Here is a 12678-nt window from a genome sequence, read left to right as displayed (position 1 = left end):
GGAAGGCTCCTCCTTCCCTCGCAGCCCGCAAGTCCTCCAGCGCAACCCGCAAGACCCGAGGGTTCCACGCCATGACCGTCCGTGACGCGACACCGTTCCTCGAAGTCTCCGGGCTGACCAAGCGCTACGGCGCCTTCACGGCGCTCGACGGGATCGACCTCGAGATCGGACGGGGCGAGTTCGTCTGTTTCCTCGGGCCCTCGGGCTGCGGCAAGACCACCCTGCTGCGCCTGATCGCAGGGCTCGACCGGCAGGACGAGGGGCGCATCGAGATCGGCTCCGTCGACGTCTCGCACGCGCCCCCGGCGGAGCGCGATTTCGGCATCGTGTTCCAGTCCTACGCCCTGTTCCCGAACCTCACAGTCGGCGCCAACGTCGCCTACGGCCTCGTCAACCGCAGGATGGCCAAGGCCAGGATCGCCGCCCGCGTGGCGGAGCTTCTGACCCTCGTCGGCCTGCCGGACCAGGCGGCGAAATACCCGGTCCAGCTCTCGGGCGGGCAGCAGCAGCGGGTGGCCCTGGCCCGGGCGCTGGCCACCTCGCCCTCGCTGCTGCTCCTCGACGAGCCGCTCTCGGCGCTCGACGCCAAGGTCCGCACCCGCCTGCGCGACGAGATCCGCCAGCTCCAGAAGCGGCTCGGCATCACCACCATCATGGTCACCCACGACCAGGAGGAGGCGCTGGCCATGGCCGACCGGGTCGTGGTGATGAACCAGGGGATGATCGAGCAGGTCGGCACGCCCGAGGAGATCTACCGGCATCCGGCCACGGCCTTCGTGGCCGATTTCATCGGCGCCATGACCTTCCTCGACGCCACCGTGGGCAATGCCCGCGAGATCCGGGTCGGCAGCGTCGATCTCGTCTGCGAGGACGGACGCGGCTTCATCCCCGGCAGCCCGGTCCGGCTCGGCTTCCGCCCGGAGGACATCCGCGTCGGCAGCGTGGTCCCCACTGACGTCAACGCCATCGAGGTGCGGGTGCGCAGTCTGGAATTCCTCGGCTCGTTCTACCGGGCACGGCTGGAGCCGAGCCGCGACCTCGGCGGCGCCCTCGTCGCCGATCTCTCGGCCAATCTCCACGGCGACCTCGCGCTGAGCGAGGGCCAGTATCTCTACGTCTGCCTGCCTCCGGCGGCCCTCCGGGCCTTCCCGGTCGCGCTTCCCCGGTGAGGCGGCCATGACTCGATCCATCATGACCCGATCCGTCATGACCGAATCCGTTCTGGCCGGGCCTGCCCTCGCCGCCTCCCTGCCGGAGGCCTTCCCGGCGCGGAGCCGCATGCCGTCGGAGAGGCTCGTGGCCACGGTGCTCGTCGCCGGGTTCTGCCTGCTCTTGGTCGTCATCATCGCCCTGCCGCTCGGCTCCGTCCTGATCAAGAGCCTCGAGGCACCGGACGGGGGTGCCGCCGGCCTCCGCAACTTCCGCACCTACTTCTCCACCCCGACCCTGGTGGAGGCCCTGCTCAACAGCCTCACCGTGGCCGGGAGCACCGTCGCCATCGTGGTGCCCCTCGCATTCGGCTACGCCTACGCCCTGACCCGCACGACGATGCGGTGGAAGGGCCTGTTCCTGGCGTTCGCCCTGCTTCCGCTGTTCGCGCCCTCGCTGCTGTCGGGCATCGCGCTCACCTACATCCTCGGCAACCAGGGGTTCCTGCGCGGGATCCTGTTCGGTCACAGCGTCTACGGGCCGATCGGCATCACCATCGCCGAATGCCTCTACGCCTTCCCGCATGCGCTGATCATCCTGGTGACGGCCCTGAGCCTGTCGGACGGGCGGCTCTACGAGGCGGCTTCCGCCATGGGCACGGGCCGCCTGCGCACCTTCGCCACCGTGACCCTGCCCGGCGCGCGCTACGGGCTGGTCAGCGCGGCCTTCGTGGTCTTCACCCTCGTGGTGACCGATTTCGGCATCCCGAAGGTCATCGGCGGGCAATATCCGGTGCTCGCCACCGATGCCTACCGCCAGGTGGTGGGCCAGCAGAACTTCCCCATGGGCGCCGTCGTCGGCCTGCTGATGCTGGTCCCGGCCATCCTCGCCTTCGCCGTCGACCGGCTGATCCAGCGCCGGCAATCCTCCCTGCTCTCGGCCCGCTCCGTCCCCTACGAGGCCAAGCCCCGTCCGGTCCGCGACCGGCTCTCGCTGGGCTATGCGGCCCTCGTGGCGGGCGTGATCGTCGGGACCTACGGCGTCGCGATCTGGGCCTCCTTCATCCGCTACTGGCCCTACAACCTGTCGCTGACCCTCGACCATTACGATTTCGCGGCGGCCGATTCCGACGGCTGGGCGCCCTATTGGAACTCGCTCGCCATGGCCCTGTCGGTGGCCGCGATCGGCACCGTGACGGTGTTCTGCGGCGCCTACCTGATCGAGAAGATCAAGGTCTTCCCCGCCGGCCGCGCCGTCGCGCAATTGCTGGCGATGCTGCCGCTGGCGGTGCCCGGCCTCGTGCTCGGCCTCGGCTACGTGTTCTTCTTCAACGCGGCGTGGAACCCGCTCAACGTCCTCTACGGCACGCTGGCCCTGCTCGCGATCAACACGCTGGCCCATTACTATACCGTGGCGCATGTGACCGCGACGACGGCGCTGAAGCAGATCGATCCCGAATTCGAGGCGGTCTCGGCCTCGCTGAAGGTGCCGTTCTGGCAGACCTTCCGGCGCGTCAGCCTGCCGATCTGCATGCCGACGGTGCTCGAACTCTTCGTCTACCTGTTCGTCAACGCGATGACGACGGTCTCGGCGGTGATCTTCCTCTACGGGCCGAGCACCAAGCTCGCCGCCATCGCCATCGTCCATATGGACGAGGCCGGCACCACCGCCTCGGCCGCCGCGATGGCGAGCGTGATCATGGCGACGGCGCTCGCCGCCCGCCTTCTCCTCGCCATCGTCAACCGGTTCGTCCTCGCCAGGACGCAGTCCTGGCGCCGCCGCGAGGCGAGCGCATGACGAAGCCCTCCGCGATCGCCGAATCGGAGGGCGACACCAACCGCACCGACAGACGCGCCGCCTGGCAGGCGGGGAGCCTCGACGCGACGACGCGCAGGCTCCTGGCGCGGGATTCGGACGCCTTCCTGCACCAGTCGGTCTCGACGCCCTGCCTCAACGCCATCGTGCGGGCCGAGGGGATCTGGATCGAGGACGCGGCCGGGCGCCGCTACATGGATTTCCACGGCAACAACGTCCACCATGTCGGCTACGGCCATCCGCGCCTGAAGCGCGCCGTCGCCGAGCAGATGGACGCCCTCCCCTTCGCCCCGCGCCGCTATGCCTGCGAACCGGCCGTGGCGCTGGCCGAGAAGCTCGGGGCGATCACGCCGGGCAACCTCGGAAAGGTGCTGTTCACGACGGGCGGCTCGGACGCGGTCGAGGTGGCGGTGAAGGTCGCCCGCGCGGCCACCGGCCGGCACAAGACCCTGTCGTTCTGGGATGCCTTCCACGGCGCCGGCACCGGCTCGGCGGCGATGTCGGGCGAGATGCTGTTCCGCTCCGGCCCCGCCGGGCCGATGGTGGCCGGCGCCCTCCATGTCGCCCCCTTCGGCGGCTATCGCTGCCCCTACGGCACCGACGGCGCGGAGGCGAGCGGCCGGGCCTGCGCCCGCATGATCGACTACGTCCTCGCCCGCGACCCCGATGTCGCGGCCCTCGTCGCCGAGCCGACGCGGGCGGTGCCCTACATCCCGCCGCCGGGTTTCTGGGCGGAGGTCCGGCGCATCTGCGACCGGCACGGGGTGCTGCTGATCTTCGACGAGATCCCCACCGGCCTCGGCAAGACCGGCCGGATGTTCTCCTGCGAGCATGACGGCGTGGTCCCCGACATCCTGGTGATCGGCAAGGGGCTCGGCGGCGGCATCCTGCCGATCGCGGCCGTGATCGCCGACCCGCGCCTCGATGTCGGCGGCGACTGGGCCTTCGGCCACTACACTCACGAGAAGAACCCGGTGACGACGCGGGCCGCCCTGGAGACGATCCGGATCATCGAGGAGGAGGATCTGGTGGCCAATGCCGCAAGGGTCGGCGTCCTCGCCCTCGACCGGCTGGCCGCCATGAAGGAGCGCTGCCCCGCCATCGGCGACATCCGCGGCCGGGGCTGCCTCATCGGCATCGAACTGGTGCGCGACCGCGACACCCGCGAGCCCGACGGCGACCTCGCCGAGGCGGTGCTCTACCGCGCGCTCGATGCCGGACTGTCGTTCAAGACCACGATGGGCAACGTCCTGACCCTGACGCCGCCGCTCACCGTCACGCCCGCCGAGATGGCCACCGCCCTCGACATCGTCGAGACCGCGATAGGAGGGGCGGAAGGCGCCCGCCGGACATGACCGGAACGGTGCTCCTGCTCGATCTCGCCGGCTGGGTCGCGCTTCTGCTCTGGGGCATCCACATGATCCGCACGGGGATGCAGCGGGCCTTCGGCGGCGAGCTGCGGCGGGTGCTGACCCTCAGCCTCGACCACCCGCTCAAGGCGCTCTTGGCCGGGCTCGGCGTGACCCTGCTCGTCCAGAGCAGCACCGCCACGGGGCTGATGGCCACGAGCTTCGCCGCCGACGGGCTGGTGGCCCTGATCCCGGCGCTCGCCGTCATGCTCGGCGCGAATGTCGGCACGGCGCTGATCGTCAAGGCCCTGTCCTTCGAGGTCGCCGCCATCGCCCCGGTGCTGGTGCTCGTCGGAGCGGTCGTGTTCCGCCGCGCCTCGGGCGCGAAGGCCCGCGCGATCGGCCGTATCGCCATCGGCCTCGGCCTCGTCCTGATGGCGCTGGGCCAGATGGTCGGGACGCTCGGTCCCTACCGCGACAGCCCGGCGCTCCGGGTGCTCCTCGGTATCGTCGCGGCCGATCCCGTCATCACCACGCTTCTGGCGGCCTTGTTCGCCTGGGCCGCCCATTCCAGCGTCGCCATCATCCTCCTCGTCGCCGCACTCGCCGGGCAGGGTCTGGTGCCGCCCGAAACCGCGCTCGCCCTCGTGCTCGGGGCCAATCTCGGCAGCGCGCTCAATCCACTGGTGGCGAGCCACGAGCCCGCCGGAAGGCGCGTGGCGCTCGGCAATCTGCTGGTGCGGCTCACCGGCTGCCTCGTCGCCCTGCCGCTGCTGGGGCAGATCGCGCCGATCGTCGAGAGGCTCGCCGGCGATCCGCGCGACGCGGTCGCCACTTTCCACGTCGCCTTCAACATGGCCCTGGCACTCGCGGCCCTGCCGCTGCTCGGGCCGCTTGCCGGGCTTCTCCGCATTCTGCTGCCGGAACGGGCCGTCGCTCCAGGCGCCCTGCCGGTCCTGCGGCTCGATGCGGAACAGGCCGGGATGCCGTCCGTGGCCGTCGGGCACGCCTCCCGCCACGCCTTGCGCCTCGCCGACGGTCTGGAGGTCATGCTGCGCGACGCGGCCGGGCTGCTCCAGGGCGATGCGACCGCCTTGGAGCGGATCCGCGCCGGCGAGCGCGAGATCGAGATGCGGGGCGCCGAACTGCAGCGCTATCTGGCGGGGCTCGACCCCGAGGCCCTCGACGAGATCGAGGAACGCCGGATCGCCGGGCTCCTGAGCTTCACCATCCAGATCGGCCATGCCGGCGACGTGCTCGCGCGCAACGTCGCCACGCAGATCGGGCGCCGGCGCAAGCTGGGGACGACCCGGAACGATCTCGACCTCGCGGGCCTGCTCGATCGCCTCGCGGCCAATCTCCGCCATGCCGCCTCCCTCCTGGTGACCGCCGACGACCGCGCCGCACGGCGGCTCGCCGCCGAGAAGCGGGCCTTCCGCGACCTGGAAGAACAGCATGTCGCGGCCCATCTCGCATGGCTCCGCGAGGCCCCGAGCCGTGACGATTCCGCCTGGGCCGTCGATCTCGACCTGCTGCGCGACCTCAAGCGGATCAACGACCACGTGGTCGCCGGCGCCGCCTATCCCATCCTGCGCGACAGCGGAGACCTGCTCGACAGCCGCCTCCGCGCCTCGACGCAGCTCGCCAAGGCAAGCCCGGGCTGACCCGGACAGAGGGCTATCTGGCCCGAATACGGACGAAATGTCCCGTCGATGCCGGGTGCTCACATGATCATTGTTGGAAGCACAGCCGGCCCGGTCGAAAGCGGGCAAAAGGCATTCGTGCTCGAATTGAATGGTGCTGCTGGACAGGATTGAACTGTCGACCTCCTCATTACCAATGAGGTGCTCTACCACTGAGCTACAGCAGCCAACGTCGCGACGTGTCGGGACGAGCGGGGAGTTAGCGGATCGAAAGCGGCTTGGCAATCACCTCCGGCCGCCTTTGCGCATGGCGTGTCAAACCAGCAACCCGGTTTCCTTCTTGAACGCCGCGCGGATGATGCCGGCGAGGCCGGATTCCGTCACGGCCTCGGCCGCGTCGGACGGGCTGAACCACCGGTCCTCGCGCTCGTCCCGCTCGGGCCAGTGCTTGAGCTGCTTGCGCACTTCGAGGGGAAACACCTTCACCTGGCACAGCACGAAGTCGCGGCTCTTCAGGCGCTTCTCGTAGAGGTAGAAGCCGAGCGGCCGCTTGCCGATCTCGCCGAGCAGACCTGCCTCCTCGTAGGCTTCGCGGGCGGCGGCCTCGTAGGGCTTGCGGCCCTTCATCGGCCAGCCTTTCGGGATCACCCATCGACGGCTCTCGCGCGACGTGATCATGAGGATCTTGAAGCCTCCGTTCGAGAGGCGTCGGAAGGGCAAGGCGCCGACCTGGCGCCGAGGCTCCGTGTCGCTTTCCGTCAGGTTTGAACTCATGGGATCCGAACGCCCGACCGTCGCTCGGGTTCTTCAGGCAATGGCAAACGGCTGGACGCGCGCGACGGCGGAAGACGATTCCGGTCCGGGGCAGGACGTTCCGATCCCACTGCCGTCGAAGTCTGGGACGTCGTCATCTTGGACATCGAGCGCCCTGTTCTTTCGCGCGCGGACGGGAAGACGTGGGAGCAGCCCGGCTGCGCTGCAGCATACGAGTCGCAAACAGGCCTTAGCGGAAAACGAAAGCCGCCCTCAAGACGAAATTTACCCGGCAAAATAAAAATAGTTCCGCTTTATGCCGATGCGGAGACTAATCCATGTTCTGCAACCGGACCGTGACAGGGTGAGGACAGGCACCGCAGAACAGGGGCCGTCCTCCCGGTGCCGATGGACGATGCGCGCCTCAGCCCGCGGCGCTGAGATTCTCGATCAGCGCGTTGAGGTCGGCCCGCATGGCCTGAACCTCGGGCTCGGACATGTTGAGCTGGCACATCACGGATTCCCGCACGAGGCGGGCTTCGGCGCGAAGGTCGCGCCCATGCTGGGTCAGCTGGATCTCGACCTCGCGCTCGTCGCTCTGCCGCCGGTGGCGGATCAGGAAGCCCGCCGCTTCGAGCCGCTTGAGGACCGGGGTCAGCGTGCCGGAATCGAGGCGCAGGCGGCGCCCGATATCGGAGACCGTCACGCCGTCCGTCTCCCACAGGACGAGGAGCACGAGATATTGCGGATAGGTCAGTCCCATCCGCTCCAGCATCGGACGATACGACCGCGTGATCCGATGAGCGGCGGCATAGAGGGCGTAGCAGAGCTGATTGTCGAGCAGCAGCGGGTCCGTGACGGAGCTCATCTGCTGCTGAGGAGCGTCGACCATATACACCACGCGATCCATCCCCGGATGTGGCCGGCACGACGACCTCTTGGGGACATCGATACCTTGCGCCTGGGTCTTATACGATAGCTGAGTGAGGGTAGCCCGGTATACGAAATTCTCGCGATTTCCATCCGATTGTAAGCATTTAACGGACCAGCGATCTAAACGATGCTTGATCTGCAGGCTCGCAGCGGATTCCTGCGACTGAAAGACCACACCGCCGAAGACCATCCCGGCCGCGATTACCATCGCTCACCCTCCTTGCGCGCACCCTCCTCGCCCGCTGCCGTCTCGCGCCTTCCCCGGCCCGAATTCGGCGGAGTGACGCGGGAACGGCCTGTGGTCGCCGCCTTTTTGGCCTGGGCCTCGGCGGATGGAGGGGCCACAATGCCGAACCCAGGCTTGTGATCAGGATACCTCGATGCCGTTCGCTCCCCCCGCCTCCCGTTCCTGCGGCCTTTCCGAGAGGCTTCACGTGGCGCGTCCCAGGACCTCCTTCGGGACCTCTGCGATGACCTCTGCCAGAACCTTTGCGATGCCCCTCGCCCTGGCTTTCGGCCTCGGCCTGCCCCTCGCGCCTCTCTCCGCGACGGCACTCGAAGGACCGGCACCGACCAAGCCCGGCGAGGCGGCGGCCCCGGCGGCGACGGGCAAGCCCCGCGTCGTCATCGTCGCCACCGGCGGCACCATCGCGGGTGCCGGCGCGGATGCGGCCAACAGCGCCACCTATCAGGCGGCGAAGGTGCCGGTGGACAAGCTCATCGCCGCAGTGCCCGCCATCGCCCAGGTCGCCGACGTGCGCGGCGAGCAGGCCTTCCAGATCGCCTCGGAGAGCTTCACCAACGCCCAGCTGATCCAGCTCGCCAAGCAGGTCTCCGCCCTGGTCAAGCGCGACGACGTCGACGGAATCGTCGTCACCCACGGCACCGATACCGTGGAGGAGACGGCCTATTTCCTCGACCTCGTGGTGAAGACCGACAAGCCGATCGTCATGGTCGCCTCCATGCGCCCCTCCACCGCGATCTCGGCGGACGGCGCCCTCAACCTCCTCGACGCCGTCGTGGTGGCGGGCGCCAGGGATTCCCGCGCCAAGGGCGTGCTGCTGACCATGAACGACGAGATCCAGGCCGGCCGCGACACGACCAAGCGCGTCAACATCAAACCCTCGGCCTTCTTCAGCCAGTGGGGTCCGCTCGGCATGGTGGTCGAGGGCAAGACCTACTGGTTCCGCGCGCCGGTGAAGCGCCACGGAACCACCTCGGAATTCGACATCGACAGCATCGACGCCCTGCCCGAGGTCGCCATCGTCTACGGCTCGGGCAACATGCACCCCGAGCCCTATACCTCCGCGGTGGCGGGCGGCGCCAAGGCGATCATCCATGCCGGCACCGGCAACGGCTCGGTGGCCGGTTATCTCGTCGATACGCTGAAGGACATCCGGGGCAAGGGCGTGCAGATCATCCGCTCGTCCCGCGTCGGCGACGGCTTCGTCCTGCGCAACGCCGAGCAGCCCGACGACAAGTACGATTGGGTGGTGGCCCACGACCTCAACCCGCAGAAGGCCAAGATCCTCGCCGCCGTGGCCCTGACCAAGACCCAGGACACCAAGGAGCTGCAGCGGATCTTCTGGGAGTACTGAGCCTTCGCGGGACAGCGCTCGCCGGAACAACCGGGCCGGAACGCCGCCTCAGCGCAGGAGATACCCCTCCGGCGCCAGGGGCGGCGGCACCGGCTCGCCGAGGGCGTCGAGGACGACCCCTTCCACCACGCGAAGCAGCGCGTCGAGGGGGAGATCGTTGGGCTCCAGACCGAACGGGTCCTCAAGCTCGTCCCCGAGGGCGTCGAGGCCGAAGAAGGTGTAGGCGACCAGGGCCGCCACGAACGGCGTGACCCAGCCCAGCGTTCCCGCCAGCCCGAAGGGCAGGAGCAGGCAGTAGATCCAGGCCGTCCGGTACAGGAGCAGGGTATAGGCGAAGGGCAGCGGCGTTCCCTGGATGCGCTCGCACACGATCTGGACCTGACCCAGGGCGGCGATCTTCTGCTCAAGCAGGCCGAACTGGATGTCGGTCAGCTGGCCCGCCCGCTGCGTGTGGCCGAGATCGGCCGTCAGCTGCACGAGCACGGCGTCGGCCGGGCTGGCGCGGTCGCGAAGCCGCGCGGCCTCCGCCTCGGGCATCCACGGTGCCGCGGCGGCGATCTCGTCCTCGCGGCGCATCTGCGCGTGCAAGGCTGTGGCGAAGGCCATGACGCGTCTCAGCGCGAGCCTCCGGAATACGTCGTGCTGCTCTCCGGGAAGGAGTGCGACCAGGAGCCGGGCGAAGGCCCTCGCTTCGAGGATCAGCGTTCCCCAGGCTTTGCGCGCCTCCCACCAGCGATCGTAGCAGGCGCCGTTGCGAAAGCTCAGGAAGATGGAGAGCGCCAGCCCGACCAGGGTGAACGGCCCGATGCCGGCACTCATCGGAAACGGATCGGGCCAGGCCCGCTCCACCGCCACCACCACGATCGCCGCGAGCGTGATGAACCCCACCTTCAGCGCCACCCGCGGCAGGATCGACCCCTGCAGAGTGAACAGGATCGCCATCAGGTTGGGCCGGGAGCGGACGATCATGGAGGATTTGCGGTTCCGGGGAGGGATCGGCGGTCCGTGAAAGGACCGGCCGGCGAGCCTGCGTCACGGAACGCCCGGATGGCAAGGTCGTCGATGGGTGGGCGTAGGCGCGGGAGCGTCACGACCGAGATGCGTGGTCGGCGGAGGATCGGAACGGTGCCTTCGTCCTGGAAATTATGAATACTTTCGACCTTCCCGCACCGCAAAAGTGTTCATGGGTACCGATGATGGGGGACTGAACTGGCTATGCTCCTGGACGAAGCCGTGACGGCGGGATTTCGCGGTGCGGGACTTCGGGAATGTGGTGCGGTGCAACAAAACATTTCCATAGCAACTGGTACTAGACCCAACCCTTGCGGAATCTGGACCGTATCTTTACGCTGCGTGCGCCAAACAAGACTTCTTCATCCCGGCTTTATGCAAGATATCACTTGCGGCGAGGGCCGGATGGGGGAGGTGCTCCGAGGATAGACCGGTCGATGAAGAAAAATAAGGTGATCACGGCCGAGGAGGCGATCGCCCTCATCCGGCATGACGACGTCGTCACCACGACAGGGTTCGTGCAGAGCTGCATCCCCGAGGCGCTGCACGCGGCCCTCGAGAAGCGGTTCGTCGATACCGGCGCGCCGCGCGGCCTCACCCTCATCATGACCGCCGGCGCCGGCGACAGCAAAGGTCTCGGCACCGGGCGCCTCCATCACGAGGGCCTGCTGAAGCGCGTCATCGCCGCCAATTTCGGACGCATGCCGAAGGTGGCCAAGGCGGCCCAGGACAACAAGATCGTCGGCTACAACCTGCCCCAGGGCGTGATCTCGCAGCTCTACCGCGCCTGCGCCGCCGGACAGCCCGGCCTGTTCTCCAAGGTCGGCCTGCACACCTATGTCGATCCGCGCCATGGCGGCGCCCGCGTGAACGAGGTGACGACGGACGAGATCGTCAAGCTCGTGGAGGTCGATGGCGAGGAGTGGCTGTTCTACACCGCCACCAAGATCGACGTGGCCTTCATCCGCGGCACCTCGGCCGATCCCGCGGGCAACATCTCCTTCGAGAAGGAGGCGCTGACCCTCGATTGCCTCGCCCAGGCCATGGCCGCGCGCAACAACGGCGGCATCGTCATCGCGCAGGTGGAGCGCATCGTCGATGACGGGTTCCTGCTACCCAAGGACGTGCGGGTGCCGGGCATCCTTGTCGATTGCGTGGTGCTGGCCGAGCCCGAGATGCACCGCATGAATTACGGCGTGCAGCACGATGCGGCCCTCGCCGGACAGATCCGCGTGCCGGTGAGCGGCATGAAGAAGATGAAGCTCGACGCCCGCAAGATCATCGCCCGGCGCGCGGCCTTCGAATTGCCGCCCAACGGCGTGGTCAATCTCGGCGTCGGCGCGCCGGAAGGCATCTCGGCGGTGGCCAACGAGGAGAAGGTGACCCCCTACATCACCCTCACCACGGAAGCGGGCGCGGTGGGCGGCGTCCTCGCCTCCGGGTCGAGCTTCGGCGCGGCGACGAACGCCGATTGCGTCATCGACCAGAACCAGATGTTCGACTTCTACGACGGCGGCGGCCTCGACATGACCTGCCTCGGCATGGCCGAGTGCGACCAGCACGGCAACGTCAACACCAGCGCCTTCGGCGGCAAGCTCAACGGCTGCGGCGGCTTCATCAACATCAGCCAGAACGCGCGCAGCGTCGTCTTCGCCGGCACCTTCACGGTGGGCGGGCTCGAGACGACCATTGAGGACGGCAAGCTGAAGATCGTGCAGGAAGGCCGCTCGCAGAAGTTCCTGCCCCAGGTGGAGCAGATCACCTTCAGCGGCCCCTATGCGCAGAAGCGCTCGCAGCCGGTGATCTACGTCACCGAGCGCTGCGTCTTCCAGCTCACCGACGAGGGGCTCGAACTTATCGAGGTCGCGCCCGGCATCGAGATCGAGCGGGACATCCTGCCCCATATGGGCTTCACGCCGATCATCAAGCACCCGGCGCAAATGGATCCGCGCCTGTTCCGCGACGAGCCGATGGAGCTCCTCTCGGACCTCCTCAACCTCAACCTGCCGGAGCGGGTCAGCTACGACGCCGAGCGCAACATCCTGTTCCTCAACCTCGAAGGCTGGCACGCCCGCATCAAGAGCGACATCGACGACCTGCGCAAGGTCCTGGTCGATTCCTGCAAGAAGGCCGGCAAGCGGGTCAACTCGGTGGTCAACCATGACGGGTTCCGCATCAACGAAAACCTGTACGACGACTACGCGAGCATGATCCAATACCTGTCGGCGAACTACTACCTGACGACCACGCGCTACGCGACGAGCGCCTTCCTGCGCCTCAAGATGGAGGAGGCCCTGAACAATCGCGGCCTCGCCCCGCACGTCTTCGAGCGCAAGGAGGACGCCCACGCCTTCCTCGACGGCATGGACCGCAAGGTGCGCCGGGCGTCCACCGCCATCGACGCGGCGGCCTGATGAACTCTGCCTC

General features: G+C 68.2%; 9 protein-coding genes and 1 tRNA gene. 6 read left to right on the top strand and 4 right to left on the bottom strand.

All coding sequences use genetic code 11. The features are described from left to right. Positions 1-71 precede the first annotated feature (71 nt). The 4 genes from ACFQ4G_RS00560 to ACFQ4G_RS00545 are packed head-to-tail and all read left to right on the top strand — an operon-like array spanning position 72 to position 5977. The gene (locus ACFQ4G_RS00560; RefSeq protein WP_238207806.1) at positions 72-1169 is read left to right on the top strand and encodes a putative 2-aminoethylphosphonate ABC transporter ATP-binding protein; all 1098 of its coding nucleotides are present in this window, start codon (positions 72-74) and stop codon (positions 1167-1169) included. A 37-nt stretch (positions 1170-1206) separates the two neighbouring features. Then, positions 1207-2946, top strand: coding sequence for a putative 2-aminoethylphosphonate ABC transporter permease subunit (locus ACFQ4G_RS00555; protein ID WP_238207808.1), 1740 nt, complete (start codon positions 1207-1209; stop codon positions 2944-2946). Continuing rightward, positions 2943-4319, top strand: coding sequence for a (R)-1-hydroxy-2-aminoethylphosphonate ammonia-lyase (gene pbfA, locus ACFQ4G_RS00550; protein ID WP_238207810.1), 1377 nt, complete (start codon positions 2943-2945; stop codon positions 4317-4319). The genes ACFQ4G_RS00555 and pbfA overlap by 4 nt, the downstream gene beginning before the upstream one ends. Further along, positions 4316-5977, top strand: a complete 1662-nt coding sequence (locus ACFQ4G_RS00545; RefSeq protein WP_238207812.1) for a Na/Pi cotransporter family protein — start codon at positions 4316-4318, stop codon at positions 5975-5977. Before pbfA ends, ACFQ4G_RS00545 begins: the two co-directional genes overlap by 4 nt. 131 nt (positions 5978-6108) lie before the next feature. Here the strand turns inward: ACFQ4G_RS00545 and ACFQ4G_RS00540 are convergent. The 3 genes from ACFQ4G_RS00540 to ACFQ4G_RS00530 form a co-directional block, all read right to left on the bottom strand. Further along, positions 6109-6183 (bottom strand) — tRNA-Thr (locus ACFQ4G_RS00540). Positions 6184-6271: 88 nt separating this feature from the next. Further along, on the bottom strand, positions 6272-6730 hold the full coding sequence (locus ACFQ4G_RS00535) for an NUDIX hydrolase (RefSeq protein WP_238207814.1): 459 nt from the start codon (positions 6728-6730) through the stop codon (positions 6272-6274). 403 nt (positions 6731-7133) lie between these two features. Then, positions 7134-7601: a MarR family winged helix-turn-helix transcriptional regulator gene (locus tag ACFQ4G_RS00530; RefSeq protein WP_238207816.1), complete on the bottom strand. Its 468-nt coding sequence runs from the start codon at positions 7599-7601 to the stop codon at positions 7134-7136. A gap of 511 nt (positions 7602-8112) precedes the next feature. Here ACFQ4G_RS00530 and ACFQ4G_RS00525 point away from each other — a divergent pair. Beyond that, positions 8113-9240, top strand: coding sequence for a type II asparaginase (locus ACFQ4G_RS00525; RefSeq protein WP_238207818.1), 1128 nt, complete (start codon positions 8113-8115; stop codon positions 9238-9240). A 48-nt stretch (positions 9241-9288) separates the two neighbouring features. On the opposite strand, the gene ACFQ4G_RS00520 is transcribed toward ACFQ4G_RS00525, so the two are convergent. After that, positions 9289-10209, bottom strand: a complete 921-nt coding sequence (locus ACFQ4G_RS00520; RefSeq protein ID WP_238207820.1) for a bestrophin family protein — start codon at positions 10207-10209, stop codon at positions 9289-9291. 479 nt (positions 10210-10688) lie between these two features. Here ACFQ4G_RS00520 and ACFQ4G_RS00515 point away from each other — a divergent pair, with 479 nt between their 5' ends. Continuing rightward, the gene (locus ACFQ4G_RS00515) at positions 10689-12665 is read left to right on the top strand and encodes an acyl CoA:acetate/3-ketoacid CoA transferase (RefSeq protein ID WP_238207822.1); all 1977 of its coding nucleotides are present in this window, start codon (positions 10689-10691) and stop codon (positions 12663-12665) included. Positions 12666-12678: the final 13 nt, after the last annotated feature.

Source organism: Methylobacterium marchantiae, from assembly GCF_042679825.1.
In the GTDB taxonomy this organism is placed as follows: domain Bacteria; phylum Pseudomonadota; class Alphaproteobacteria; order Rhizobiales; family Beijerinckiaceae; genus Methylobacterium; species Methylobacterium marchantiae.
The sequence above is the reverse complement of the archived record's forward strand: the minus strand, read 5'-3'. Positions and strand labels throughout refer to the sequence as shown.

What these genes read in the sequence shown, in the direction of transcription:
- ACFQ4G_RS00530 (WP_238207816.1), bottom strand. Translation starts at nt 7,601, where the DNA reads ATGGTCGACGCTCCTCAGCAGCAGATGAGCTCCGTCACGGACCCGCTG.
- ACFQ4G_RS00555 (WP_238207808.1), top strand. Translation starts at nt 1,207, where the DNA reads ATGACCGAATCCGTTCTGGCCGGGCCTGCCCTCGCCGCCTCCCTGCCG.
- pbfA (WP_238207810.1), top strand. Translation starts at nt 2,943, where the DNA reads ATGACGAAGCCCTCCGCGATCGCCGAATCGGAGGGCGACACCAACCGC.
- ACFQ4G_RS00515 (WP_238207822.1), top strand. Translation starts at nt 10,689, where the DNA reads ATGAAGAAAAATAAGGTGATCACGGCCGAGGAGGCGATCGCCCTCATC.
- ACFQ4G_RS00545 (WP_238207812.1), top strand. Translation starts at nt 4,316, where the DNA reads ATGACCGGAACGGTGCTCCTGCTCGATCTCGCCGGCTGGGTCGCGCTT.
- ACFQ4G_RS00520 (WP_238207820.1), bottom strand. Translation starts at nt 10,209, where the DNA reads ATGATCGTCCGCTCCCGGCCCAACCTGATGGCGATCCTGTTCACTCTG.
- ACFQ4G_RS00560 (WP_238207806.1), top strand. Translation starts at nt 72, where the DNA reads ATGACCGTCCGTGACGCGACACCGTTCCTCGAAGTCTCCGGGCTGACC.
- ACFQ4G_RS00535 (WP_238207814.1), bottom strand. Translation starts at nt 6,730, where the DNA reads ATGAGTTCAAACCTGACGGAAAGCGACACGGAGCCTCGGCGCCAGGTC.
- ACFQ4G_RS00525 (WP_238207818.1), top strand. Translation starts at nt 8,113, where the DNA reads ATGACCTCTGCCAGAACCTTTGCGATGCCCCTCGCCCTGGCTTTCGGC.